Annotated in this window: 25 protein-coding genes; 12 read left to right on the top strand and 13 right to left on the bottom strand. The window is 71.3% G+C overall.

Annotated features, from left to right (window positions below):
• Window positions 1-117 precede the first annotated feature (117 nt).
• Entirely contained in the window at window positions 118-1,503 is a 1,386-nt protein-coding gene (locus ACF1G2_RS01115; protein ID WP_391796190.1) for a GH1 family beta-glucosidase, read from the top strand.
• On the top strand, window positions 1,500-2,783 hold the full coding sequence (locus ACF1G2_RS01110; RefSeq protein ID WP_391796189.1) for an MFS transporter: 1,284 nt from the start codon (window positions 1,500-1,502) through the stop codon (window positions 2,781-2,783). Before ACF1G2_RS01115 ends, ACF1G2_RS01110 begins: the two co-directional genes overlap by 4 nt.
• A 13-nt stretch (window positions 2,784-2,796) precedes the next feature.
• Here the strand turns inward: ACF1G2_RS01110 and ACF1G2_RS01105 are convergent, their stop codons facing one another.
• A complete protein-coding gene (locus ACF1G2_RS01105) occupies window positions 2,797-4,074 on the bottom strand; it encodes a DUF2254 domain-containing protein (protein ID WP_391797009.1) in 1,278 nt (425 codons plus the stop codon).
• Between the two features lie 299 nt (window positions 4,075-4,373).
• On the opposite strand from ACF1G2_RS01105, the gene ACF1G2_RS01100 reads away from it, so the two are divergent.
• Window positions 4,374-6,224 (top strand): glycoside hydrolase family 15 protein, encoded by a 1,851-nt coding sequence (locus ACF1G2_RS01100; RefSeq protein ID WP_391796188.1) that lies wholly within the window; start codon window positions 4,374-4,376, stop codon window positions 6,222-6,224.
• A gap of 24 nt (window positions 6,225-6,248) precedes the next feature.
• Here the strand turns inward: ACF1G2_RS01100 and ACF1G2_RS01095 are convergent, their stop codons facing one another.
• The 8 genes from ACF1G2_RS01095 to ACF1G2_RS01060 form a co-directional block, all read right to left on the bottom strand.
• Window positions 6,249-8,033: a cation:proton antiporter gene (locus tag ACF1G2_RS01095; RefSeq protein WP_391796187.1), complete on the bottom strand. Its 1,785-nt coding sequence runs from the start codon at window positions 8,031-8,033 to the stop codon at window positions 6,249-6,251.
• A 63-nt stretch (window positions 8,034-8,096) separates the two neighbouring features.
• A complete protein-coding gene (locus tag ACF1G2_RS01090) occupies window positions 8,097-9,155 on the bottom strand; it encodes a cytochrome d ubiquinol oxidase subunit II (protein WP_391796186.1) in 1,059 nt (352 codons plus the stop codon).
• Entirely contained in the window at window positions 9,152-10,630 is a 1,479-nt protein-coding gene (locus tag ACF1G2_RS01085; RefSeq protein WP_391796185.1) for a cytochrome ubiquinol oxidase subunit I, read from the bottom strand. Before ACF1G2_RS01085 ends, ACF1G2_RS01090 begins: the two co-directional genes overlap by 4 nt.
• A 42-nt stretch (window positions 10,631-10,672) precedes the next feature.
• Window positions 10,673-11,512 carry an SDR family oxidoreductase gene (locus ACF1G2_RS01080; RefSeq protein WP_391796184.1) on the bottom strand — a complete coding sequence of 280 codons (840 nt, stop codon included), beginning with the start codon at window positions 11,510-11,512 and terminating at the stop codon, window positions 10,673-10,675.
• Between the two features lie 160 nt (window positions 11,513-11,672).
• Window positions 11,673-13,253: a GMC oxidoreductase gene (locus ACF1G2_RS01075; protein ID WP_391796183.1), complete on the bottom strand. Its 1,581-nt coding sequence runs from the start codon at window positions 13,251-13,253 to the stop codon at window positions 11,673-11,675.
• A 160-nt stretch (window positions 13,254-13,413) separates the two neighbouring features.
• Window positions 13,414-14,331, bottom strand: a complete 918-nt coding sequence (locus tag ACF1G2_RS01070) for a cyclase family protein (protein WP_391797008.1) — start codon at window positions 14,329-14,331, stop codon at window positions 13,414-13,416.
• Window positions 14,332-14,372: 41 nt separating this feature from the next.
• Window positions 14,373-15,803 carry a gluconokinase, GntK/IdnK-type gene (locus ACF1G2_RS01065; RefSeq protein ID WP_391796182.1) on the bottom strand — a complete coding sequence of 477 codons (1,431 nt, stop codon included), beginning with the start codon at window positions 15,801-15,803 and terminating at the stop codon, window positions 14,373-14,375.
• Between the two features lie 104 nt (window positions 15,804-15,907).
• A complete protein-coding gene (locus ACF1G2_RS01060; protein WP_391796181.1) occupies window positions 15,908-16,249 on the bottom strand; it encodes a YkvA family protein in 342 nt (113 codons plus the stop codon).
• Between the two features lie 172 nt (window positions 16,250-16,421).
• Between ACF1G2_RS01060 and ACF1G2_RS01055 the strand changes: the two genes are divergently transcribed.
• The 7 genes from ACF1G2_RS01055 to ACF1G2_RS01025 all read left to right on the top strand — a co-directional run bounded on the left by ACF1G2_RS01055 (window position 16,422) and on the right by ACF1G2_RS01025 (window position 21,497).
• Window positions 16,422-17,051 carry a hypothetical protein gene (locus tag ACF1G2_RS01055; RefSeq protein WP_391796180.1) on the top strand — a complete coding sequence of 210 codons (630 nt, stop codon included), beginning with the start codon at window positions 16,422-16,424 and terminating at the stop codon, window positions 17,049-17,051.
• Complete coding sequence (locus ACF1G2_RS01050; RefSeq protein WP_391796179.1) at window positions 17,051-17,836, top strand: hypothetical protein; 786 nt, start codon at window positions 17,051-17,053, stop codon at window positions 17,834-17,836. Before ACF1G2_RS01055 ends, ACF1G2_RS01050 begins: the two co-directional genes overlap by 1 nt.
• 139 nt (window positions 17,837-17,975) lie before the next feature.
• Window positions 17,976-18,932 (top strand): aldo/keto reductase family oxidoreductase, encoded by a 957-nt coding sequence (locus tag ACF1G2_RS01045; RefSeq protein WP_391796178.1) that lies wholly within the window; start codon window positions 17,976-17,978, stop codon window positions 18,930-18,932.
• A gap of 72 nt (window positions 18,933-19,004) precedes the next feature.
• Window positions 19,005-19,166 (top strand): hydrophobic protein, encoded by a 162-nt coding sequence (locus ACF1G2_RS01040; RefSeq protein ID WP_391796177.1) that lies wholly within the window; start codon window positions 19,005-19,007, stop codon window positions 19,164-19,166.
• Window positions 19,167-19,328: 162 nt separating this feature from the next.
• Window positions 19,329-19,772, top strand: coding sequence for an ATP-binding protein (locus tag ACF1G2_RS01035; protein WP_391796176.1), 444 nt, complete (start codon window positions 19,329-19,331; stop codon window positions 19,770-19,772).
• Window positions 19,773-19,874: 102 nt separating this feature from the next.
• The gene (locus ACF1G2_RS01030) at window positions 19,875-20,735 is read left to right on the top strand and encodes an RNA polymerase sigma factor SigF (protein ID WP_391796175.1); all 861 of its coding nucleotides are present in this window, start codon (window positions 19,875-19,877) and stop codon (window positions 20,733-20,735) included.
• 213 nt (window positions 20,736-20,948) lie between these two features.
• Complete coding sequence (locus ACF1G2_RS01025) at window positions 20,949-21,497, top strand: GNAT family N-acetyltransferase (RefSeq protein ID WP_391797007.1); 549 nt, start codon at window positions 20,949-20,951, stop codon at window positions 21,495-21,497.
• A 117-nt stretch (window positions 21,498-21,614) separates the two neighbouring features.
• On the opposite strand, the gene ACF1G2_RS01020 is transcribed toward ACF1G2_RS01025, so the two are convergent.
• The 3 genes from ACF1G2_RS01020 to ACF1G2_RS01010 all read right to left on the bottom strand — a co-directional run bounded on the left by ACF1G2_RS01020 (window position 21,615) and on the right by ACF1G2_RS01010 (window position 22,786).
• Window positions 21,615-21,947 carry a DUF4440 domain-containing protein gene (locus ACF1G2_RS01020; RefSeq protein WP_391797006.1) on the bottom strand — a complete coding sequence of 111 codons (333 nt, stop codon included), beginning with the start codon at window positions 21,945-21,947 and terminating at the stop codon, window positions 21,615-21,617.
• Between the two features lie 73 nt (window positions 21,948-22,020).
• Window positions 22,021-22,281, bottom strand: a complete 261-nt coding sequence (locus ACF1G2_RS01015; RefSeq protein ID WP_391797005.1) for a WhiB family transcriptional regulator — start codon at window positions 22,279-22,281, stop codon at window positions 22,021-22,023.
• A 49-nt stretch (window positions 22,282-22,330) separates the two neighbouring features.
• Complete coding sequence (locus tag ACF1G2_RS01010) at window positions 22,331-22,786, bottom strand: SsgA family sporulation/cell division regulator (protein WP_391796174.1); 456 nt, start codon at window positions 22,784-22,786, stop codon at window positions 22,331-22,333.
• Between the two features lie 294 nt (window positions 22,787-23,080).
• On the opposite strand from ACF1G2_RS01010, the gene ACF1G2_RS01005 reads away from it, so the two are divergent.
• Both ACF1G2_RS01005 and ACF1G2_RS01000 read left to right on the top strand, forming a co-directional pair.
• The gene (locus ACF1G2_RS01005; protein WP_383220782.1) at window positions 23,081-23,449 is read left to right on the top strand and encodes a PRC-barrel domain-containing protein; all 369 of its coding nucleotides are present in this window, start codon (window positions 23,081-23,083) and stop codon (window positions 23,447-23,449) included.
• Between the two features lie 173 nt (window positions 23,450-23,622).
• On the top strand, window positions 23,623-24,849 hold the full coding sequence (locus ACF1G2_RS01000) for a PP2C family protein-serine/threonine phosphatase (RefSeq protein WP_391796173.1): 1,227 nt from the start codon (window positions 23,623-23,625) through the stop codon (window positions 24,847-24,849).
• 12 nt (window positions 24,850-24,861) lie between these two features.
• Here the strand turns inward: ACF1G2_RS01000 and xdhC are convergent, their stop codons facing one another.
• Window positions 24,862-25,713 carry a xanthine dehydrogenase accessory protein XdhC gene (gene xdhC / locus ACF1G2_RS00995; RefSeq protein WP_391797004.1) on the bottom strand — a complete coding sequence of 284 codons (852 nt, stop codon included), beginning with the start codon at window positions 25,711-25,713 and terminating at the stop codon, window positions 24,862-24,864.
• Window position 25,714 lies beyond the last annotated feature (1 nt).

Below are 25,714 nucleotides of genomic sequence, written 5' to 3'. Positions count from 1 at the left end.
CGGGGAAACGCTGCGTCAGGTAAAGCTGAGAATTGTTCACTTTCCATTGACAGGTCGGAGCTCGGGGCCCGAAAGTGCCGTGTGCGACCAGCACCCCGGCGATCGAAGCGAGTCCCCATGACAGCGCCCGTACCCGCGTTCCCGCCCGGCTTCCTCTGGGGAGTCTCCGCCTCCGCCTTCCAGATCGAAGGCTCCCTCACCGCCGACGGCAGGGGCCCCTCCTCCTGGGACGCCTTCACCGGAGAGCGGGGACGCGTCAAGGACGGCTCGCACGCGGGGGTGGCCACCGACCACTACAGGCGCTACCGCGAGGACGTGGCGCTGATGGCCGGACTCGGCGTCGACGCCTACCGGTTCTCGGTCTCCTGGTCCCGCGTCCTGCCCGACGGCCAGGGGCGGGTCAATGACAAGGGGCTCGACTTCTACGACCGGCTCGTCGACGAGCTCTGCGCCTCCGGGATCGCCCCGGTGCCCACGCTCTTCCACTGGGACACCCCGCTCGCCCTGGAGGAGGGCGGCGGCTGGCTCGACCGCGACACCGCCGAACGGTTCGCGTCGTACGCCTCGGTGGTCGCGGAGCGGCTCGCCGACCGTGTGCCCATGTGGATCACGATCAACGAGCCCGCCGAGGTCACGCTGCTCGGCTACGGCCTCGGCGAGCACGCCCCGGGCCGGCGACTCGTCTTCGACGCCCTGCCCGCGGCCCACCACCAGCTCCTGGCCCACGGCCTGGGTGTACAGGCCCTGCGCGCCGCGGGCGCCCGCCGGATCGGCGTCGCCGTCTCCCACAGTCCGGTCTGGACCGCCGGGGACAGCGACGCCGACCGGGAGGCCGCCGCGCTGTACGACACCCTCACGAACCGCCTCTTCGCCGACCCCCTCCTCACCGGCGCCTACCCGGACGAGGGCCTGGCCGCGCTCCTCCCCGGCCCGGTGGCCGAGGACCTGAAGACGATCTCGACGCCCCTGGACTGGTACGGCGTCAACTACTACAACCCGATGCTCGTCGGCGCCCCGCGGCCGGCCACCGACGCCTCCTCGTCCTCTTCCTCCTTCGGCGGTATCGACATACCGGCGGACCTCCCCTTCGACATCCGGCAGATCGAAGGCCGCGAACTCACCGACTTCGGCTGGCCGGTGGTCCCGGACGGACTGCGCGAACTGCTGGCCACCCTGCGCGAGCGCTACGGCGACCGGCTGCCGCCCGTGTACATCACCGAGAACGGCTGCTCGTACGGTGACGGGCCGGACCCCGAGACCGGCAGGATCGACGACGCCCGCCGGATCGCCTACCACGACGGTCATCTGCGGGCACTCCACGAGGCGATGGCGGAGGGCGCCGACGTCCGCGGCTACTTCATCTGGTCGATCCTCGACAACTTCGAGTGGGCGGAGGGGTACCGGCAGCGGTTCGGGCTCGTCCACGTCGACTACGAGACGCTGGCGCGGACGCCCAAGGAGTCGTACGCCTGGTACCGCGACCTCATCAAGAGCGGCAGATGACCGCCGAGGGGACGGCGGAGGAAGGCACCTCGGCCGAGCCCGCGCAGCCGACCGCCAGGCCCGCCACGCCCGGCAGCCCGGTCGGCGGGCGGTGGGTGAGCGCGCTGTCCCTCGCCAACCTCGGGGTCTGGGTGGGCTGGTTCGGCCCTCTGCAACTGCTCCTGGCCCGCCAGGCCGAGCACCTCACACCCGATCACAAGGCCTCCACCCTCGCCCTGGTGACGGGGGTCGGAGCTGCCGTGTCGATGGTCGCCAACCCGGTCTTCGGCGCGCTCTCCGACCGGACGTCCGCGTCCGTCGGCCGACGCATCCCCTGGGTGGCCGGCGGGGTGGCGGGCGGGGCGGCCGGGCTGCTCGTCCTCGCCGGGGCGCAGAGCGTCGCGACCGTGATCGCGGGCTGGTGCCTGGTCCAACTCGCCCTCAACGCGGCCTTCGCCGCTCTCACGGCCGCCGTCCCCGACCAGGTGCCCCAGCGGCAGCGCGGTCTGGTCGGCGGATGGCTCGGCGTCTCCCAGGTCGGCGGAATCCTGGCGGGAACGGTGCTGGCCACGGTCGCGGGCGGTGTCACGGCCGGATATCTGGCCTGCGCGGTCTTCTCGGTGCTCGCGGCCCTTCCGTACGTACTGATGCGGCGCGACACCCCGCTCCGCGCCGCGGACCGGCCGGTCTTCCGGTGGCGGACGTTCCTCGGCGGCTTCTGGATCGACCCGAGGCGCCATCCCGACTTCGGCTGGGCCTGGCTCACCCGGTTCCTGATGAACCTCTCGTACTCCATCAGCACGATGTACCTGCTCTACTACCTGACCGACGCCGTGCGCTACGAGGGGGACGCGGACAACGGCGTACTGATCCTCACGGCGCTCAACGCGCTCACCCTGCTCTCCACGGTCGTGATCAGCGGCATCCGGTCGGACCGCAGCGGCCGGCGGAAGCCGTACGTGATCTGGTCGGGTCTGGTCATCTCCGCGGCCACCCTGCTGCTCGCCGTCTGGCAGACCTGGACCGGCGCAGTCGTGGCGTCGCTCGTGCTCGGTCTCGGCTTCGGCGTCTACACGGCCGTGGACTTCGCCCTGCTCACCGACGTGCTGCCGACGGCGGAGGACCGGGGGAAGGACCTGGGCGTCATCAACATCGCCAATGCGCTGCCCCAGGTGCTGGCCCCCGTGATCGCCGCCCCGGTCGTCACCCACGCCGGCGGGTACACGGCCCTGTACGCGCTCGCGGGCGCCCTGGCCCTCGCGGGATCGGTCCTGGTGCGCCGCATCCGCTCGGTCGCCTGACACGGACGGGTCGTCAGGGGGCGTACTGCCCGCCGATGCCCTGGAAGTCGGGCTGCTGTGCGAGCGCCCGGCGGGCCGGATCGGTGAACTCGCGTTCGACCGACTCCTGCAGCATGCTCAACTGCGCGCGCAACGCGGGGTGTTGTCCCGCCGGCAGCGAGTCGAGCAGCTCGTCGAGCATGGCCCGGAGCCTGCGACAGATCTGTACGGACGAGCCTCCGTAGTCGAGGATCTCGCAGACGGCGAGCTGGACGTAGTTGTCCCAGTCGCGCCCCGGCAGCACGAGCCGCGCGTCGCCCCTGCCGTCGGCCAGGACATAGCGACCGGGGAGATGCGTCCTGCCCACCGTGTGGAGCAACCACTCGACGTAGTTGATCACCTGTACGGCGGTCGTCGGGTCGTTCACCGCCGGGGAGAGCGCGCGGATGGCGATGTCGACGAGGATCCGCAGAGCGAACGCGGGGTCCTGTTCGATGGTGCGCTCGGGCCCGAGGGCGATCAGACCGGCCACCCGCTCCGGATCGGGTTCCGACCTGCCACCGTGGACCTCGACGAGCACCGAGCCGGGCGGAACGAAGTCTCCGACCAGCCGGGTCACGACGAAGACGCAGTCGTGGCGCGCCGCCTCCGCGACCAGACCGGGCACGTCGATAGCCTGGATCGCGCCTCCCCGTGCACTACGCAGGCGCATCACCGGAGGGCCGGACGGTACGGATTCGGCCTCCCGGGGCGCGGCTCCCCGGATCGCGGCAACGCCTCTGGTGAAGACGGCCTCTCCCATGTGCGCCACGAGCTCGGCGATGGCGACGGGCCGCAGACTGTGGGTGAACCGGTTGAGGTAGACGAGCAGCAGCACGAGACTGACGGCCACGGCCGCGCCGGCCAGCGTCACGCCGAGGTCGGGAACCGAGTCGGATTCGATGCTGCGCAGCAGGGAGAAGGCGAACGCGAACGTCCCCGTGAAGGTCGCCAGGACCGCCTTCTGCAGCCGGTCCCGGTACCAGAGGCGCATGTACCGGGGAGAGAGGGTTCCGGTGGCCTGCTGCACCACGAGCACGCCGATCGTGACGACGAACCCGAGCAGCGCCACCATCGCGCCCACGATGGCGGAGAGCACCCCGCTCGCGGTCGTGGCGGAGTAGTGCCAGCCGCTGGGCGGCCAATCGGTCCGGTCGGCGGCAAGGGCGAGCTCGGCGAGAAGGACGCCGAGGACGAGACCGAGCATCGGCACGATCCACAGGCTTGCCTTGACGTACTGCCGCAGCCTGAATCTGGCAGCCCAGGACGTCATGACACTCACGCCACGCCCCCTTCGCGGGAGGATTCAGGTGCGCTCGCGGCACACACGACGGACGGTTCCCGCGCCACGGGACCGCCCTCACCTCACGGTAGGGCGATTCCCGCCCCCGCGCAGCGGCAGCACCGATGCCACCCACCCCGTACGGCCCCGTGCCGGCGCCGAGGCCTGTCCGTCCTGGCCAGGACGGACAGGCCTCGGCACCCTAAGCTGATCGAGTGGCGCCCGGCTCACTCCGGCCGTGGCGTGGTGGTGCCCCGAGTGTGGTCGACCGGGGCTGAAAGGGGTCTCCGATGGACGACTATCCCCTGATCGAGGACCACGGCCTGATCGGCGACCTGCAGACGGCGGCCCTCGTGACGACCGACGCGACGATCGACTGGTTCTGCTGCCCGCGCTTCGACTCGCCCAGCGTCTTCGGCGCGCTGCTCGACCGGAGCAAGGGGGGCCACTTCACCGTGCGGCCGGCCGCCGGCACGTACACCACCAAACAGCTCTACCACCCGGACACCGCCGTTCTGGTGACCCGGTTCATGACCGAGGCAGGCGCGGGAGAGGTCGTCGACTTCATGCCGGTGACCGGAACGACCGCGACCGACCGGCACCGTCTCGTCCGCATGCTGCGCTGTGTGCGCGGCAGCATGACGTTCGAGGGGGAGATCGCCCCGCGCTTCGACTACGGCCGCAAGCCCCACGAGCTGCACCTCACGGAGCACGGGGCGGTGTTCACCTCCGAGGACCTGGACCTCGCCCTGCACGCCGTGCGTGAGCCGCAGGACGAACGGCTGCTGAACATCCTCTCGGCCGACGAGAACGACGTGCGCTTCTCCCTGACCCTCCAGGCGGGGCAGCAACGCGGCCTGATCATGGAATCCTCGCCCGCAGGGCCCCCGCAGGAGGTCCGCGTCGAGGAGTTCGAGCGCCTCTTCCACGAGACGGTCCGCTACTGGCGATCCTGGCTGGGGCAGTCCACCTACTCCGGACGCTGGCGGGAGGCGGTGGAGCGCTCGGCCGTGACGCTGAAGCTCATGACGTACGCGCCGACCGGCGCCCTCGTCGCGGCCCCGACGGCGGGACTCCCCGAGCAGCTGGGCGGAGAGCGCAACTGGGACTACCGGTTCACCTGGATCCGCGACGCCTCGTTCTCCGTGTACGCCCTGCTGGGCCTGGGATTCAAGGAGGAGGCGTCCGCCTTCATCAACTGGCTGCACGACCGGGTCAAGGAGAAGGTCGGCCGGACGAACGGCTCCGGCCCGCTGAACATCATGTACCGGGTCGACGGCTCCGCCGACCTGGTCGAGGAGACCCTCGACCACTGGGAGGGGTACCGCGGCTCGGCCCCGGTCCGCATCGGCAACGGCGCCGCGACCCAGCTCCAGCTGGACATCTACGGCGAGGCGCTCGACAGCATCTACTTCGCGCACGAACACGGCATGCATCTCGACCACGGGGGCTGGAAGGCGCTGCACACCCTGCTCGACTGGCTGGTCGACCACTGGGACCAGCCCGGCGAAGGACTCTGGGAGACACGTGGCGGCCGGAAGGACTTCACCTACGGTCGCGTGATGTCCTGGGTGGCCTTCGACCGCGCCCTGCGGATGGCCCACGACGACGGCCGTCCCGCGGCCGGCGGACGCTGGGTGGAGGCGCGGGACGCGATCTACCGTCAGGTGTTCGACCGGGGGTGGGATCCCACGAAGCAGGCCTTCGTACAGCACTACGGCGACGACGTGCTCGACTCGGCGCTGCTGCGCATGCCGACGGTCGGCTTCCTCACACCGGGCGACCCGATGTGGAAGACCAGTCTGGACGCGATGGAGAGAGAACTGGTCAGCGACAGCCTCGTCTACCGCTACAACCCCGAGGCGTCCCCCGACGGGCTGCGCGGCTCCGAGGGAACCTTCTCCCTGTGCACGTTCATGTACGTCGACGCCCTGGCACGGGCCGGACGCACCGACATGGCCCGCCTGGTGCTGGAGAAGATGCTCACGTACGCCAACCATCTGGGTCTGTACTCCGAGGAGATCGACCTGACGGGACGCCAACTGGGCAACTTCCCGCAGGCCTTCACTCATCTGGCGCTGATCGACGCGGCGATCACGCTGGACTCGATTCTCCGGGAGGAACGGCGTGACGAGGCGTAGCCCGCCGAGCCGACGCCCGAGTCCTCAGAGCGGGGGAGTGGTCGCCGCGGCCGGTGCGGGCCCGAGGAGGACGAGCGTGTCCCCTGCCTGAGGGGCGCTCTTCCGCGTCTCCGTGACCGGGTCCAGCTGGTGGTCGGCCCGCACCACGAAGAGCGTGTCATGCTCCGGGGGCAGGGGGGCGGCGGCCGGGTGTACGACGAACCGGGCGCCCCGCGCGTAACGCTCCGCGAGCACGTGGCGGACCAGGGGGCGGCCGAAGAGGATGTCGCCGCCGGTGTACGGAGCGACCACGCCGTGGCTGTCCGGCGGCGGCCCCACCCGGTAGACGGGCCCGTCGACGTTGTCCTGCATCACGATCGAGGCGAGCGCGTTGAAGTCGTCGTCGTCGGTCGCCAGGAAGACGGCCGTCACACCCTCCAGACGCGCCCCGGGGTTGATGGCCGTCGCCAGCAGGTCGCCCTTGGCCAGGCCGAGACCCGCCGCCTTGATCCGCTTCCGCTGCTCGTCGACGCCCGCCCACATCAGCATGTCGAGGCCGGCGGAGCGCAGGGCCTTGCCCAGCTCGACCACCCAGGGCTCGCCGCCCACCAGGAGGACGCGCGTGCCCGTCGTCTTGACGACGCCCAGCCGTCTGGCCACCGGGGCCGCCGTCAGTGCGTAGAGGAGAACCGTGCCCACGATCACCAGGAACGTGACGGGAAGGATCTTCGCCGCCCCCGACACCCCCCGCTCGACCAGACCGGCGGAGAAGGTGGAAGCCGTCGCCGCCGCGACGATGCCGCGTGGGTCCATCCATCCGACGAAGGCCCGCTCCCCCCGGGAGAGATCGGTACGTGCCGCGGCGCCGAAGGCCACGACCGGCCGGACCACCAGGACGAGGATCGCGATCAGGCCGAGCGCGGGAAGGAGCACCGGCACCAGGGACGCCGGGGTGACCGTCGCGGAGATGGAGATGAAGAGAAGCCCGATGATGAGCTGGACCAGGGTCTCGAAGAAGGGCCGGCGCGCGGGCATGTCGAAGCCGCGCATGTTGGCCACGGCAAGTCCCGTCACGATCGCGGCGATGAGTCCCGTGTCGTCCCGTACGACATCGCAGACCGCCGACACGCCGATGACGACGGCGAGTTGCGCCAGCGTCCCCAGGGTCTCCCCGAGCCGGAGGGTGCGCAGGGCGAACCACAACAGCGCGGTGCCCACGACCCCGCCCGCCAGTCCGACGGCGAGGCTGATCAGGAACTGACCCAGCTGGTAGCCCCGGCCGATGTCGACCTGGTGCGAGGAGGCGACCGCGTGGAAGGTGAGGGCGCCGAGGATCGCGCCGATCGGGTCGGTCAGCGTCCCTTCCCAGATGAGGATGCGCCGCACCTTGTCGCTCGGCCGCACGAAGTCGAGGATCGGCCCCACGACGGTGGGGCCCGAGACGACGAGGATCATGCCGAGCATCGCGGCCACGCGCAGCGGCATGGCGAACATCGCCGGTGCCACCGCCGAGACGACGAGGAAGGTGAGCAGGAGGCCGTACACGAGCAGCCTGCCCACGATCCCGCGGGTGTGGTGGGCGAGTTTGCGCAGGTCGAGCCCCAGGCCGGCGTCGTAGAGGATCACCGCGACGGCCAACGACACCAGGGCCGAGAAGTCCTGTCCCAGCAACTTGTCCGGGTGGACGAGGTCCGTCATAGCACCGGCGGCGAAGCCGACGGGAAGCAGGATGATCAGGGCCGGGACGCGCAGCTTGCTCGCCAGGATCTGCGAACCGGTGGCGAGCACCACCGTCAGGGCGAGCCCGATGAGGATCTCGTCGTCGGTCACGGCTGCTTCCTTCCGGCGGAGTCCGGGCGCGAGGGGGTGTCCAGGACGAGCACAGGCGGGCGGTCAACTGTCGGGTGCCGCGCCGTCACCGGCCGTCCGGCCTCGCCCGCGCAGCTCGGAGTCGGTGAGCTCCTCCAGCTCGCCGTGCGAGTCGAGCCAGTAGAGGAGGACGACGGCCGGCACGACGACCACCAGCGCCACCAGGGTGACGATCGCCAGCCACGTCAGCGTGGACGGTGAGCCCGCTGCGTCGGCCACGGTCAGCGAGGTGGGGAGCAGGTAGGGGCGCTGGGCCATGCCCCAGGCGATGATGGCGGACGCGACGACGCCGACAGCCGTGACGCGCACCCACGTTCCGGCCGCCCGCCACAGCAGCCAGGCGGTGGCGAGGGCGGCCACCCCGGCGAAGATGACGAACAGGAGTCCCAGGCCACGGGTGAGGCCATGCCAGATGTAGGGGGCGTCCTCATGGGTGACCCAACCGGTGACCACCGCCAGGACGGTGAGCACGGCGAGGCTGCCGAGCGCCCGCCGCCTGAAGTAGCCGACCAGGTCGGGGGCGTCGAACCTGCGGGCATCGCCCATGAGGAAGACCGCCCCGAGGAACGCGGTGGTCGCGATCGCGACCAGTCCGAAGACGAGCGAGGTGGGGCTCGTCCAGACGTCCGCCGAGGCCTCCGTGCCGGGAGAGACGCGTTCCGACGCGATCCCGCCGACGGCGGCGCCGAGGAAGAACGGGGTGACGAGCGAGGCCACCGCGAACACGGCACCGTACAGACGCCGCCCGGCGAGCCGCCGGGTGGGCTTGCGCAGGGCGAAGCCGGCGCCCCGCAGGACCATGCCGACGACGGCCAGCGCCAGCGGGAGCCACATCGCGGAGAACACGGTCTGGAACAGGACGGGGAAGCCGGTCCACATGATGACCAGGACGAAGATCAGCCAGACGTTGTTCACCTCCCACACGGGAGCCATGGCGTGGTCGATGAGCCAGCGGGGGCGCCGGCCGCGGTCCGTCCCTCCGGCCGTCAGGTCCCAGAAGCCGGCCCCGTAGTCGGTGCCGCCCGCACAGGCGTACGCGGTGACGGCCAGCAGCAGCACCACGGCGATGAGGTCGGCGGTCACGGGCCGTCACCCCCGGACCGGCCCGCTCCCGGGCCGCCGGCGGTCACGTCGTCCGCGGGAAGCGAGGCCCGCGGTCCGTAGGGGATGTCTGCCTCCGGCGTGGGGGTACCCCCCGCGGCCTGCTCCGCGTCGGCGAGCCGCCAGCGCGTGCGCATCTTCAGCAGGACGACGAGGAACGAGCCGAAGAGGAAGACGTACACCACCATCACCACCCCGAGCATGATCCACAGGGTGGTGGAGCGCGTCGAGGTCACGGCCTCGGCGACCCGCATGTTCTGGTAGACGATCCAGGGCTGGCGCCCCACCTCGGTGGCGATCCAGCCGCACTCGACGGCCACGACCGAGCCGACGCCGGCACAGGCCGCGGCGCGGTAGAACCACGGCGAGGCCGGCAGACGGCGGTGCCGCAGCCAGACGAACCCGTACCAGAGGGCGAGCAGCACCAGCACGGAACCGATCAGGACCATGAGGTCGAACGCCCAGTGGGCGATGGTCGCCTGCGTCGCCGTGGGCCGCTGGTCCGCCGGGACGGAGGTCAGCCCCACCACCTCGGTGTTCGGGCTGAATCCGGCAAGCACGGAGTCGAGCAGCGGGATCTTGATGCCTCCCGAGACCGTGCCGTCCTCCTGCAGTCTCCCGAAGAGGTACTCGGGCACTCGGGTGTCGGTCTTCCAGACGATCTCCAGCGCGGCGAACTTCACCGGCTGCTTGTGGAACACCGACCGGGCGATGGAGTCGCCGAGGACGAACTGCACCGGCGCGGCGACGGCGGCGATGGTGAACGGAACGGCGAAGCCGAGCCGGTGGTAGCGGTCCCGGCGGCCACGCAGCCAGCCCATGGCGTAGACACCGGACACCATGAAACCCGCGGTGAGCACCATCGCCACGACGAAGTGCCAGTACTGCGGGCCGAACATCGGCGTGAAGATCGCCTTCCAGACGTCCACGTCGACCGGGTTGCCCTCGGAGTCGAGCGAGAAGCCCTGGGGCGTGTTCATCCAGGAGTTGGCGGCCAGGATGCCGAAGGCCCCGAGCAGGGCGGCGAACGGCAGGGGGAGTCCCAGGAGGAAGTGCGTACGCGGCTTCAGCCGGCGCCATCCGTACAGGTAGATGGCGATCAGCACGGCCTCCAGGAAGAAGGCCCACGCCTCGACGCCGAATCCGACACCGAAGACGTCACCCCACCGTCCCATCAGGCCCGGCCACAACAGCCCGAACTCGAACGACAGCACCGTGCCGGTGACGATGCCCAGCGCGAACTGCACCGCCATGACGGCCGACCACCGCCGTGCCAGGAGCAGCGCCGTGGCGTCGTTGCGGCGCAGCCCCCGGTAGTGCATGACCAGGGTGATGAAGGGGAAGGCCACGCCGAGCGGAACCAGGATGATGTGGGAGGCCAGTGTGAAGGCCATGAGTTCCCTGGCCGGCAGGAGTTGGGCCGGGGCCTCCGCCAGCAGGTGGAGAGAGGTGGGCATACGTGCCTTCGCCGTTCGTGGATGTGAAGTGCCGGGAGCGGGTCATCCGCCGGTGGCGAAGCCGGGGAAGAGGGTCATGCCTCCGTCCACGTAGAGCGTGGTCCCCACCACGTAGTCCATGAGGTCGGAGGCGAGCGCGACGACGGCGTTGGCGATGTCGTCGGGGTCGCCGATCCGGTCGTACGGGATGAGCCTCAGCAGGTCCTTCCGCGCCTCGGGCGTCTCCCAGGCCGCGCGGTTGATCGGCGTCTTGATCGCCCCCGGGGCGACCGCGTTGACGCGGATCTTCTCCGGCGCCAGCTCCTGGGCGAGTGTCTGCATCATCATCTGCACGCCGCCCTTGGAGGACGCGTAGTTCACGTGACCGGCCCAGGGGATGACCTGGTGCACCGAACTCATGCAGATGATCTTTCCGGCGGCGAGGGACACCTCGGGGACCACACCGCGGCGCCGGAACTCCTTGACGGCCTCCCGCGCGCAGAGGAACTGGCCGGTCAGGTTGACGTCGAGGACCTTCTGCCACTGGGCCATGGTCATGTCCGTGAGCCGGGCGTCCCGCTGCAGTCCCGCGTTGGCCACCAGCACGTCGATGGTGCCGAACTCCTCGACCATCCGGTCCATCATGGCGACGACCTGGCCCTCGTCGGACACGTCCGCCTCGTACGCCGCCGAGCGCACCCCGAGCGAGGCGATCTCCGCGGCGACCTCCTCGGCCGCCTCGCGGCCCGCCACGTAGTTCACGACGACATCGGCGCCGGCTCGTCCCAGACCGATCGCCGTGGCCTTGCCGATGCCCGAATTGGCACCGGTGACCAGAGCCTTCTGGCCCTGCAGCAAACGCGCCGGGATCACACTCTGCGGTTGTTCCCCAGTGGAGTCCATGCCGTCCTGCCTCCTCGCCGCGCGGATGTGCCGCCCGGCGTCGACCCGGCCGGGCTGCACCACGCAACCACCCGAGGGAGCGGCGGGCATGTCCTCGGAATCGCCCTTAGGCCGTTGGGTCCACCTTCTTCGTCCGGACGGACCAGCGGCCGGGGGCCGCTCAGCCCAGCCGGGCCAGGAGGTGTTCGCCGACGCGGAGGGCGTTGGCGATGGCCGTCAGGGACGGGTTGACCGCGCCGATGCTCGGGAAGAAGCTCGTGTCGACGACGTACAGGTTGTCGAGATCGTGGGCCTTGCAGTTCACGTCCAGCGCGGAGGCGGCGGGATCGCTGCCGAAGCGCACGGTGCCCGCCTGGTGCGCCGTCGCTCCGATCGGCATGCCCTTGTGCAGGTAGATGCTGTGCGACAGCAGCCGGTGCTCGTGCATGCCCAAGTGGCCCAGCATTCCCTGGAGTTTGTGCCGCAGACGCTTCAGACCTTCGATGTTGTTCGTCTCGTCGAGGGCGAGCCGGATACGGCCGTCGCCGTCGAGGGTGACCCGGTTGTCCGCGAGCGGCAGATCCTCACCGCAGAGCCAGAAGTCGACGGCGTGATGGGCCAGTACCTCGAACGGCATGTCGGGTGACACGGCTCCGGCCCACCGCGGAGCCTCGCCGTGGATCTGCTCGGCGTCCGACTTTCCCAGCATCTGGATGCCGCCCAGCGGGAAGTCCCAGTCGTCCGCGCCGAAGTACCAGTCGTGCAGGGCCAGGGTCTTCTGGAACACTGTGTCGTTCGGTTCCTTCGACACCGCCATCAGGGCCAGGTTGTTGTGCCGCATGTAGAACCGGCCGATGACGTCCGAGCTGTTAGCGAGGCCACGGGGATGGTGCTCGTTCGCCGAGGCGAGCAGCAGCGCCGCGGAGTTGACCGCCCCGCAGGAGACGACGACCACGTCCGCGGTGAACCGGACCTCCGAACCGTCGGGCAGCCGGCCGACGACCGCGCTGACACGGCGCCCGCCGTCGTCGGTCTCCAGGCGCACCACCTGCGTATGCGTGACCAGCTCGACGTTGGGGTGCTCCAGCGCCGGCTCGACGCAGATGACCTCGGCGTCCGACTTGCCGCGCACCAGGCACGGGAAGCCGTCGACCCGGTCGCACCGGATGCAGACACTGGAGTGGGCGGGCCGGCCCCCGTTCTCCTGGGTCAGATTGACGCCGATCGGCAGGTGGAACGGGTGCAGGCCACGCTTCTCGAGGTCGTCGCTCAGCTGCTGGATGCGCGGTTCGTGCTCCACGGGCGGATGGGCGTACTGCGCGCTGACGGGGCCTTCGCCCGGGTCCTCGCCGTGCCGCCCGTGGACCAGGTACAGGTGTTCGGCCTGCGTGTAGTACGGCTCCAGATCCTCGTACCGGATCGGCCAGGCGGGTGAGATCCCTCCGTGATGACGCAGTTCGCCGAAGTCCTCGGGCCGCAGCCGGAAGAGGGCTGCCCCGTAGAACTTGGTGTTGCCCCCGACGTAGTAGTTGACCTCGGGCGGGAACTCGGTGCCGTCCTTGTCGAGCCAGAACTCCGGGGCCCGGTACTTGCCCTTGACGAACACGGCGGTCGAGTCCCAGTTGTCCCGCTCGCGCGGAAGGTGGCCACCGCGTTCGACGAGGAGGACGCGTTTGCCCGAGGGCGCCAGGCGATGGGCCAGAGTCCCTCCGCCGGCACCGGTGCCGATGATGATGACGTCGTAGTGAGGGGCGTCGCCCACGGCGACCACCGTCCTTGGGATCACGGCCCCGACCTGGTGTCGGGCACCTCGCGCCCCCGCCGGCCGGGAGGCCGGCGGTCCCACCTCCCTCGAACGTATCCGGCCCACTCGGGGACGGCGACCGGAGCGCGGAGTCCTCTGCGGGCCCCCCGACCTGCCCTCACAGCACGGCGATCGGGTTCACCGGCGACCCCGTCGCCCCGGTCAGCCGCAGGGGCGCGACCACGCACAGGAAGCTCCAGCGCCCGGCCTCCGCGCAGGCCGGGGCGAGGTCCTCGAACCGCAGATAGTCCATGAGGTGGATGCCCATGGCGTGGATGGCGAGCACGTGGACGGGAAAGGCGACGTCGCTCACCGCGCTGGGCGCCGTGTCGTTGTTGCCGTCTCCGCCCAGGGCCGTGACCTCGCGCTCGGCCAGGAACTCCACGGCCGTCGGGTGAAGGCCCACCCGCGCCCCGGCCGCCTTCCAGGGCCCCAGTTCGGTCCGCCGGAGGCGGTGCCCCACCCTCACGAACAGCAGGTCGCCAGGCCCGACGCGGACCCCCTGCGCGGCCTCCGCCGCCGTCAGATCGCCCGAGGTGACATGGTCGCCCGGTTCCAGCCACGGCACACCGCGCAGCCGCGGGATGTCCAGCAGGACGCCGCGTCCCACGATGCCGTTCCCGAGCCGGTCGACGGAGAGCATGCGGGCGCCCTCGGCCGTCACCGTGCTCGCCGGCACACCGCCGTACAGCTCCCCGTCGAACAGGACATGGCAGAGGGCGTCGAGATGGCTGTCCGCGTCGCCGTGCACGTTCATCGAGAAACGGTCCGTGGCGAAGTACAGTCCGTCCGCGCCGATGTCGCCCGCACGCGGTCCGGTCATCCGGTGCACCGCCGGCTCGGGGTCGTCGGGGCCCCGCTCGGTGTCGATCGGAGCGGCCAGCGACACCGTGCGTCCGGTGCGGACCTCCGCGGCGGCCGCCGCCACCCGTTCGGGCGTCAGCAGGCGGAGCGCGCCGCACGGCCCCTCCACCGTCGGCGGCGCCGCCCCGGCCCTGAGGCGCTCGTAGAGTGCCCGGAAGTCCTGCGACGTCATCTCCCCGGCCTGCGCGCCCCGCGACGGCTTTTCGGAATGTGTCACGCGTTCCTCCACGGGCTCAGACCCCAGCGGAGCACGTGGGTCGCCCCGGGCCGCAGGACGGTGAGGTCCGTACCGCTGCGGAACGCGTCCGCCGGGCAGGACATCGCCTCCACGGCCACACCCCGCCGCCGTTCGGGTCCGGGCAGGGTGTCACCCGTGAACACCTGCACGTACCGGGTTCCCTCACCCAGCCACAGATCGACTCCGTGCAGACCCGAGGGGTGCGCGAGCCGCACGACCGCTCGCCCGTCCGAGCCGCGGTCGAGTCCGGTGAATGCCGTGTCCAGGCGCAGATCGCCGATGGGGCGGGCCGTGCGGAAGTCGTACGGGGTGCCGTCGACGGGCTCGCGTCCGACGGGCAGACCCCGGTCGTCGGTACGCAGCAGATACCGGGCGGGAACGGTCAGCACCGCGCTGTCGACGAGGTGGGTGCCGACCGTCAGGTAGGGATGCTGACCGACGCCGTACGGCGCGTGCTCCGTACCGGAGTTGGTGGCGTGGACGGCGACGGCGAGACCGTCCGGCCCGAGCCGGTACTCGACACGGACATCGAGGAGGAACGGATACCCCGGCTGGGGGCAGAGCGTGGTCCCGAGCATCACCGCGTCCTCGGTGCGGGCGAGCGGCTGCCACAGGACCCAGCGGAGCAGCCCGTGGATCGCATTGCCCTTCTCCACCTCGTTCAGGGGGAGTTGCAGACTCCTGCCCTCGAACCGGTACCGTCCGTCGCCCACGCGGTTCGGCCACGGGACGAGCAGCTGCCCTCGCCCGCCCCCCACGGCGGACCTCTCGGAGAACCCGTCGAGCAGCGGCCGGCCGTCGACGGAGTAGTCGCGCAGGGCGCCGCCCAGCTGGACCACGACGGCGCTCTGATCTCCCCGGACCAGCCTCCAGGACGTGCCCGTGAGGCTGGGGGACATCATCGTCAGGACCGTCGCGACGACTGCCTCCGGAGGCCGGTCCACCTCCACGACCACCGCGTGCTCGTCGGGCTCGGGCTCCTGGAGCGTCGCGAACTGGCTGTCCGACAGCTCCGCAGGAAAGAAGTGACCGTGCCGCGCGGCCAGCCGGGAGCGCAGCAACTCACGTGAGCCGTGCAGGTACACCAGAAGGACCTCGGGGCGCCCTGCCAGCAGCCTGTCCCGGTAGGCACGCTTGAGCGCCGAGCAGCTCACGACGGCCTGCCGGCGGGCCGCGATCACCTGGTCCATCCGTTCCCGCACCGCGCGGAGCCACGGCTCCCGGTCGCGGTCCGACAGGGGATGCCCGGCGGCCATCAGGGCGCGGTCGGCATCGGAGTGGAACTCGTCCGCGTCTTCGTACGCCCAGCCGAGCCGCTCCGCGAGAAGACGTCCCACGGTCGTCTTGCCCGACCCGGCGACGCCGACGAGGAGCACCACTTGCGGCAGCCGCCCGTGGGTCGTCATGAGGGGCTCCTCCGTCGTCGCCCGCCGAAGCGTGTCCGCCCAATGGGGCGGATACCCCCCAATCTGACGCCCGTCGTCCCCCGCCGCACGTCGGGGCCCACGGGTTACTGGGGCGGCGGAACCCTCTCCGGACGGCTGACCGACGCGTCCGTTCGCGCGCGCGACCCCCTGGCGGCGGCCCCGCTCCCCGCGGCCGCCGCGTGAAGGGCCTTCAGGGCGACCAGGAGCACGCCGATGTCGTCCAGGTAGACCGGGTCCGGGATCAGGTCGATCGGCGAGACCGTGTACACCACCGCCGCCCAGAACAGGGCCTTGGACTGCAGCGGGACACCGGCGTCCACCAGTAGCCGGCGCGCCTGGAAGACGCGTACGAGCAGTACGGCCGCGAACCCCGCCGCCACGAGCAGCAGGACCAGGGCCACGAGGAGCCAGAGGGAACCGTCCATGCTGTTCTCCTACCCTCGTACGGCCCAGGCCGCGCCGGTCGACCGCGACGGTTACGAGGCTACGACGGTTGTTGTGGGTTTGACCGCCCCGGAAGCGGCAAGCCGAACCGACAGGCGCCCAACAAGCAGTGGCGAAAAGCCAGCCAGGAGTCACGATCCAGGAAGGCAGCCAATGTCGACCCTGACCACAGTTCTCGTTCTCGCGGCGGTGGTCGCCGCACTACTGGCGGCCGGTCTCCTGCTCCGGGCCCGCATGGGCACGGGCAGCGGCACGCGCTCCCTCAGGCGGCGCTTCGGCCCCGAGTACGACCGCACGCTGGAGAGGCACGGCGGCGACAGCGAGGCCGCCCACCGCGATCTGCGCGAGCGGGCCGAGCGGCACGGCGGCATCCGCCCTCTGCCGCTGGAGCACGCGGTTCGCGAGCACTACACCGCTCAGTGGACGATGCTCCAGGAGCGCTTCGTCGACGCGCCGCGGCAGGCCGTCGCCGATGCCGAGGAGCTCCTCACCCGGATCGCCGCGACGCGGGGATTCCCGGAGCCCGAGCGGCGCGAGGAACAGCTCGCCGCCCTGTCGGTGCACCATCCGCACCACGTGGAGGGTCTGCGCGCGGTACGCCGCGCGGTGCGCTCCGACGCGGCCTCCACGGAGGAGCTGCGTGAGGCGCTGGTGCACGCGCGTGCCCTGTTCGAGGACCTGACGGCGGCCGGGAGCCCGACCGCCACGGAGAGCGCGCGGACACGACCGGTGGCCGGGCGCGACCGCAGGCATCTCCTCAAGCCGAAGGGAAGTGGTGCGTGATGTCACGCGAGAACCGGGACAGGCGGGCAGCGGGCGGGCCCGAGGGCGACGCGCGGCGGGACACCGCACCCGAGGCCGCGAAGGCCCCGGGCGCGGCGGGCGGCGCCGGAGGGCCGGCGCCCACCGGGAACGGGGGAGTGCCCTCCGCGGCCGTACCCGCCCAGCGCACCGGCCTTCCCACGGTGCCGGCGGGCGGCGCGCCCCCGCCGCCGCCCCCGCTTCCCGCCCCGCGCACGTCGGGCACGCCGACTCCGCCTGCTCCGCCGACCCCGCCTGACCCGCCTCCGGCCATGCCGCTGTCGAAGGCGCCCCAGTCCGCAGTCCCGCCCGGCGACCCCGGTGCCACGGGCCGGAGCGGCGGGAGCCGCACGAACGCTCCCGCCGCGACCCCCGCCGCACCTCGCGGACGGGACACGACGGACCGGCACGGCGACCGGCGGGGCGTCGGCTCCGCGACCGGTACGGGACACGGTGCCGCCGCCGACGCCGACGGAGGTCCGGCCGGACAGCTCCTCGGCGAGGGCGAGCGCGACCGCCTCGGGCAGCGCCTGCACCACGCGCTCGCGGGGTTCGTCGACTCGCCCCAGGGCTCGGTCGCCGAGGCGGCCGAGGTTCTCGCCGAGGCGGAGCGAGAGCTCATCGCGGCGCTGCGGGACCGCAGCACCGCGTTGCGGGCGGGCTGGCAGGAGAACGGCGACCCGGACGGGCCGGGCCCCGACACCGAGCAGCTCCGGCTCACCCTGCGGACCTACCGCGAGGTGACGGAACGGCTGCTCCGGGCCTGACCCGGCCCCGCCACCGCGGAGCGCAGAAGCCCCCATGGCCCCATGGGGGCTTCTGGCGTGCGTGCGGCCCGTCCCGGCCCAGGAGCCACGCGTCGAGGGGTCGTGGCACCGTGTCGAGTACGTGTGCGAAAGTGGCCCGGTGACGACCCCCGAGAAGACCGACCACCGCCTCCTCTTCGGCTGCATGGGCCTCGGGGGAGGCTGGGACCCGGCGCCCCACACGGCCGCCGACATCGACGAGGCGGAGACCGCCGTCGAGGCGGCGCTGGACAGCGGCATCACCGCGTTCGACCATGCCGACATCTACCGGCACGGAAAGTCGGAGGCGGTGTTCGGCGAGGTCCTGGCCCGCTCGGCCGGACTGCGTGAGCGGATCACCCTGCAGACCAAGTGCGGCATCCGCCTGCCCGAAGGGAACCGGCCCGGCCTGTACGACCTGCGAGGCGCCTCCATCGTCCGCAGGGTCGAGGAGAGTCTGCGGCGGCTGCGCACCGACGTCCTCGACGTCCTTCTCCTGCACCGCCCCGACCCGCTGGCGGACCCGGCCGACATCGCCGACGCCCTGACCTCGCTCCACCGGCAGGGGCTCGTCCGCCGCTTCGGTGTCTCGAACATGAACGGAGCGCAGATCGCCCGGCTCCAGGCGCACATGGACCTGCCGCTCGTGGCCAACCAGCTGGAGATGAGCCTGCACCGGCGCGCCTGGCTGGAGGACGGCGTCCTCGTCAACGCCCCGGAGTCCGCGGCCAACGGCTTCCCCGCCGGCACCGTCGAGCACTGCCTGACCCATGGCATCGAACTGCAGGCGTGGGGGTCGCTCGCCCAGGGGCGCTACACGGGGGCGGCTCCGGGGACCCCGGAGGAGACGGCCACGGCCGCGCTGGTGGCCTCGCTCGCCGAGGCCAAGGGCACCACACCCGAGACCATCGTGCTCTGGTGGCTGCGGCGCCACCCGGCCCGCATCGCCCCCGTCATCGGTACGTCGAACCCCCAGCGCATCCGGGCCTGCCGGGACGCGGCGACGGGCGAGCCGGACCTGAGCCACGACGAGTGGTACGCCCTGTGGGTCGCCGCCCGCGGCGCCGCGCTGCCGTAGCGAGGAACTCGCTCATTCGCAGGGATGTCTGACGAAGTGCGGGGCAGGCGGAGAGCCTGGAGGTGGATAGGAATGGTTCCTCTTCTCTTGGTTCTGCTGATCGTGCTGGTTCTCTTCGGCGCCGGCTTCGCGGTGAAGGCGCTGTGGTGGATAGCCGTGCTCGCGCTCATCCTCTGGTTGCTGGGCTTCGTGGTCCGGCCTCAGGGGCGTACGAGCCGCTGGTACCGCTGGTAGCCCGCACGTCGTGTCCGTGGGCGCCATCCCTCGACGGGGTGGCGCCCACGGCCTTTTCGACGTACCGCATCGCCTCCACCGGGTGGGCGCGGTGTGCGGCGGGCACAGAGGGGAATCCGACGGACAGGGGAAAGGACGACATCATGCGAAGGAGGACGGACGATGGATGAGGCGAACGGCACGGCGAGCGCCGTGCGTCGGCCGTCACTGTCGGCGAGCGTGGCCTTCGAGGACGCCGACATGGGGGTGAGGACGATCGCGTCGGCCCGCGACTTCGCGGCCGACTTCCTGACCGCCGCGCCGGCCGCCGGAGGCGGACCGGTGCCCCAGGAGCGTGTCGACGTGGCCCGCCTGGTGGTCAGCGAACTGGTGACCAACGCCGTACGGCACGCGCCGGGCCCCTTCCGGGTGCTTCTCGAATGGTTCGAGGACGCCCTGGACATTTCGGTCGCCGACCGGCTCGACGCCGCCCCGGTCCCCAGGCCCCCCGATCCCCAGCGCATCGGCCAGCACGGGCTCGAGATCGTGGTGGCAGTGTGTGAGAGCGTACGCGTGGAGCCGGAGTTGACCGGGAAGCGGGTGCGGGCGCGGCTCTCATTGGCTTGAAACATATGACTGAAAGTCGACTGACATGTTCTGAGAAAGTGGGGGTAGGCGAAGCCCGCACGGGGGGTAATCGCTGCCAACGGACGAGAGAAGGTCATCAGAGTGCCGACCGAGGTGACGACGGATACGAGGACTGGTGTCGAGACGGGTGCGGAGGACCTTCCCGCACTCGAATCTCCCCGCAAGGTCGCTCCGAAGGACGCGCGGGAGCTGTCGAAGGTGTTCTTCGACAAGCTGGCGGTGTTGGAGGAGGGGACGCATGAGTACCAGTACGCACGCAACACGCTGATCGAGATGAACATGTCGCTCGTCCGCTACGCGGCCGGCCGCTTCCGGGGGGCCCGCGGCGACGAGATGGAGGACATCGTCCAGGTCGGAACCATCGGTCTGATCAAGGCCATCGACCGCTTCGACCTCTCCCGGGAGGTGGAGTTCACCAGCTTCGCCATCCCCTACATCGTCGGTGAGATCAAGCGCTTCTTCCGTGACACCTCCTGGGCGGTCCACGTGCCGCGCCGGTTGCAGGAAGCGCGGCTGGAGCTGGCCAAGGCCACCGACGAGCTGAGCTCCCGGCTCGGCCGCTCGCCGAGCGTGGCGGAGCTGGCGAGCCTGATGAACCTCTCCGAGGACGAGGTGATCGAGGCACGGATCGCCGCGAACGGATACAACTCCGCGTCGCTCGACGCGGCGATCGGCCCTGACGGCGAGGACGACGCCACGGCGCTGGCCGAGTTCATCGGAGTGGATGACCCGGCGCTCGAACTCTTCGAGGAGTTCCACACGCTGGCGCCGCTGCTGGTGGAACTCGACGAACGCAGCCGCCGCATCCTGCATCTGCGCTTCGTCGAGGAGCGGACGCAGTCGGAGATCGGCAACGAACTCGGCATCTCCCAGATGCACGTCTCCCGCCTGCTCTCCCGCAACCTGAAGCAACTGCGCAAGGGCATGCTCGACGAGTCGTAGACGCACGCCCCCCCGACGGGAACGGCCTCACCAACCCCCTTCTGGTGAGGCCGTTCCGCGTGCGTGCACCGGTGTCGAGGAACCGTCGGGGAGCGCATGACGACCTGGTGCGCAATCCGCTCGCGCACGAGTCACCACGCGAACTACGCTCGGGCCATGACGTCACAGGATGCGCCGGGAAGCTCTCCGACCACTCCCGCCGGCGCCCGAGCGGTGATCCGGCAGGAGACCGCCGACGATCACCGGGATGTACGCGAGCTCCATGCGCGCGCCTTCGGTGACGGCGAGCGGGTTCCCGGGCTCGTGGAGGCACTGCGCGCCGCTGAGGCCGCATGGGCGCCGATGTCCTTCGTCGCCGTCGTCGACGACCAGGTCGTCGGGCATGTCCTGCTGAGCGCGACGAGATTGGACGCCCCGCGCCGGATCGTGGACGTCCTCTCGTTGTCACCGCTGGGCGTGGTCCCGGAGTTCCAGGGCCAGGGCATCGGTACGCGGCTCGTCGCCCACGCCCTCGAGGCGGCCGACAGCCAGGGCGTGCCGTTGGTGTTCCTGGAGGGTTCGCCGAGCTACTACGGCGCGCGCGGCTTCGAAGCCGCCGGCGCGTTGGGCTTCCGTTCGCCCTCGCTGCGTATCCCCGAGGCCGCGTTCCAGGTCGCCCGGTTGTCCTCTCACGAACCGTGGATGACGGGCACCTTCGTCTACTCGGAGGCCTTCTGGGCCTTCGACTGCGTCGGCCTGCGCGAGCCCGTAGCCACTCGGTGACACCGCATCGGCCCACCGCGCGGCGCCAGGGCGTGTTTCGAGAGTCCCGTCTGGCCGGGAACGCCTGGCACCCACGCTCGCCGCGTTGTCGGTCGTGGGCGCGGCCCGAAACAGGCCCTAGGCGTCCCGGGCCGGGATCGGGGTGGCCTGGTGGTAGTACATGCGCAAGGCCGCCCCTTCGTCCGGCCTGCGCCACAGCGAACTCCGGCGCGCTCGGCGGCCCTCGATCTCGGTCTCGTACGTCAGGTGCACCACGCCCGGCGCCAGCACGGCGCCCGTCATGCCTGACGGCACGTAACGGGGGCCCTCGGCCGAGTTGCCGGCCATGGCCGGCAACTCGGCCAGCATCTCCTCGTACGACCACCGTCGGCCCGAGGCGCCGACCTCCACGAACTCCGGGTCCAGCAGCTGCCTGGCCTCCGCCCGCGACGTTCGCACGCCCGGGTCCATGAGCCTCAGCTCACCCCTGATCGCCTCTTCTACCGCGTTCGCCTCATCGTTCACCTCGGTATCATCGCCTGCCTCAGTCCGATCGGTTCGCCCGGCGGCGCGCCCTTCGCTTCAGCGACTGCCGCTCGCCCTCGTCCAGGCCGCCCCACACGCCCGTCACCTGGCGGGAGTCGTCCATGGCCCAGCGCAGGCACTCCTCCCTCACCGGGCAGCGCCGGCAGACCTCCTTGGCCTCCTCGACCTGGATCAGCGCCGGTGCTCCCGTCCCCACCGGGAAGAAGAGGTCGGGGTCGACATCCTGGCAGGCCGCACGTGCACGCCAGCTGTCCAACATCATGTCCTCCTGTCGTCTTCATGTGTGAGTCCGTCGCGTGATCCCGCGTCTACGGCCGCGCGAACAGTTGCGGGGTCTCGGCCTCCCAGACGATCCGGGCGGCCTCCTCTCCCTCGGGCACGGCACCGTACGTCTCGCCCAGCCAGCCCCGCAGACCCGCGCGATCCACGTCGACCACGGCGAACAACTCGACCGGGCCGAGCCGCATGCGGACGCGCCCCTCCCTGCCACCGCGGCGCAGGGGCCACAGCCGGACGTCGCCCTCGCCGCTCAGGACGCGGGTCCCGGAGCGCAGCAGCTCCCGGGAGAACGTCCAGTCGACGGCCTCGCCCAGCGGGGGCCGGAAGGTGACGCGTACCGCCCAGGGGTCGTCGGGGTCGTAGTGGAACGTCGCCTCGACGGGCAGACCGACCCCTCCGTGGACCCGACGCGCGGTGGTCCGCCACGACCGCACCTGAGGTGCAGGGGGCGGCTGCGCGGTCTTGTGCCGGCTCGTTTCAGACATCGTCACCCGTTCCGTCGGGGGCAGTCGCGGCGCGTCCGAACGGCGCCGTACCCCCGCTCGTAACCCCGGATCGCGATTTCACGCATGCTCGCTGTGAGAGGGGCGTGAAAGGCATGCCCGGGGCCGGAATTATCGGTTCCAGGTTCGGTTCGGGTGCACTCGGGCGAATGCGCGGCGCGACTCGGGGCAGACGGAGCCGAGGCGGGGCAGGCGCCCCGCCGGGAAAGACACACGGAAGTGGAGGACGGCAGCGTTCCGTTGGCCGTCCTCGCGTACCGGAGGAGTTGGTTTCGCGTGACTGAGCAGGTGTGGAGCTACAAGTCGACCGCGGGTCATCTGGCCGGCACGGACCTGACCGGCTACAAGGTCGAGGCGATCGACGGCAGCATCGGGAAGGTGGACAAGCACTCCGACCAGGTCGACGACGCCTACCTCGTCGTGGACACCGGGGTCTGGATCTTCGGCAAGGAGGTCCTCCTCCCGGCCGGCACCGTGGTGCGGATCGACGTGGACGACCGGAAGATCTTCGTCGACCGGACCAAGGAACAGATCAAGGACGCTCCCGAGTTCCACCGCGACAAGCACCTCGAGGACCCGGACTACCGCCACGGCATCGGCACGTACTACGGACTGGGCGGCCCGTTCGGCGGCCCGATGATCTGAGGCTCCGCATGGCGGTACGGCGGGAGGGCCCGGACTCGTCGAGTCCGGGCCCTCCCGCCGTACCGACCGGCGCGTGCGGAGGCGATCACCGGAGGGCCTGCGTAGCCTGAGAGCCACGGGCCGTTCCCTGCCGCCGCCCCGCGAGACGTCCTGAGGAGAACCGCGGAGGTCGTGTGTCGACGTACGAGGATGTGCTGGCCGATCTGTTGAGCCGCTCCCACCTGCTGTCCGTACGGGAGCTCGCGGGCCTCGTCGACGACGCCGGCCGGTCCATGGGGCTCCAGGGGACGGCCATGTACGTGGCGGACCTGCAGCAGATCCGGCTGATCGCACTGCCCCAGCCGGGTGCCGCACGGCAGGAGACCGCCGACATCGACGCCTCACTCGCGGGCCTCGCCTACCGTACGCAGCAGGTGCAGCGGTCGAGGGACGGCGGAACCGCCTGGCTGCCGATGATCGACGGGATCGAGCGCCTCGGCGTCCTGATGGTGACGGCGCCCTCGCTGGGGGACGCCCTGCTCAGGCGCAGCGAGACGCTCGCCGGTGTGGCCGCTCTGCTCGTGGTGTCGAAGTCGTCCCACAGCGACCTGCTGGTCGAGGTCGAGCGCATGCGGGCGATGACGGTGCAGGCGGAGCTGCTGTGGGCCTTCCTGCCGCCGCGGACCATCGGTACGGCGGAGGTGACCTCCTCGGCGGTGCTGGAGCCCGCGTACGACATCGGCGGCGACACCTTCGACCACAGCCTGGACGACCGAGGCCTCCACCTGACCGTCATGGACTCCATGGGCCACGACCTCGCCTCGGGCGGGGCCAGCGCCGCCGGGCTCGCCGCGTGCCGCGCGACCCGCCGCTCCGGCGGTTCGCTGACCGACATCGTCACCGCGATCGACCGCATCCTGGACCAGTGGTTCGTCGACCGGCTCATGACCGCCGTCGTCGCCCACCTGGACACCTCCGACGGACGGCTGACCTGGATCAACTGCGGACATCCGCCGCCGCTGCTCATCCGCGAGGGAAGGGTGCTGCCGCAGGTGCTGGCGCGGGAGCCCGACCTGCCGCTCGGGTGGGCGTTCGTCACCGAGTTCCCGCCCACCGAGCACTCCCAGCGCCTCCAGCCGGGCGACCGGATCCTCCTCTACAGCGACGGGGTCACCGACGCCCGCTCGCGCGACGGGGACCTGTACGGAGAGGAACGGCTGGCCGACACCGTCATCCGCGCCACCGCGGCGGGTGATCCCGCCCCCGAAGCCCTCCGCCGCCTGATCCAGAGCCTGCGGCAGCACCAGGGCCACAAGCTGCGCGACGACGCCACCATCCTGCTCACCGAGTGGCACCCCAGCGGGCGCGGCACGACGGCACGGGGCCGGATCGCGACGTCCGCATCCGCAGACACGCCCTAGGTGTATCGACCCTCATGCGTTCTCCCGGACGCTCCCGTCCTCCCGGGCAGGGTGCCCCTGCCGGTCCCGTTCGAACGTGCGCAGCAGGTCCGCGGCGACGCTCACCGCGATCGTGGCGGGCTCCTTGCCCGTGATCTCGGCGATCCCGATCGGGGTCCTGATCCGGTCGATGACGGCGTCGTCGTGGCCGCCCTCGGTGGCCAGGCGGTGCCGGAACCGCGCCCACTTGGCGGCCGAGCCGATCAGCCCGATCGGGCCGAGACCGTCGGTGCGCAGCGCGGCGTCGCACAGCGCCGCGTCCTCGGCGTGGTCGTGGGTCATGATCAGGACGTGGGTGCCGGGCGGCAGTTCCGCCAGCACCTCCTCGGGAAGCAGCAGCGTGCGGTGCACATGGATCTGCGCCACCGCGTCCGCGAGCACCCCGAGCCGTTCGTCGGTGAGCATGTCGGGGCGGGTGTCGATCATGTGCAGATCGAGGTCGTGACGGGCCAGGACGCGGGCCAGTTCGAGGCCGACGTGCCCGACGCCGAAGAGCGCGACCGCCGGGACCTGCGGCAGCGGTTCCAGCAGGACGCTCACGGCGCCGCCGCAGCACTGCACGCCGTGCCGGCCGACGACCTTGTCGTTGAGGGCGAAGTCCATCAGCTCCGGCTCGGCGTCGGGCGTCCCGATCAGCTCGCGGGCCCGGTCGATCGCGACGGCCTCGATGTTGCCGCCGCCGATCGAGCCCCAGGTCTCGGTCCGGCCCACCACGAGTTTGGCACCGGCCTTGCGTGGTGCGTGGCCGCGCACGGTCGCGACGGTCACGAGCACGCCGGTCTCCCGGCGGGCCCGCAACCGCGCGACCGCGGCGACCCAGGTCATG

This window comes from Streptomyces sp. NPDC013457 (assembly GCF_043089925.1).
Lineage (GTDB): Bacteria > Actinomycetota > Actinomycetes > Streptomycetales > Streptomycetaceae > Streptomyces.
Note: the sequence above shows the minus strand (reverse complement) of the source record. Positions and strands in the feature narration are given on the sequence as shown.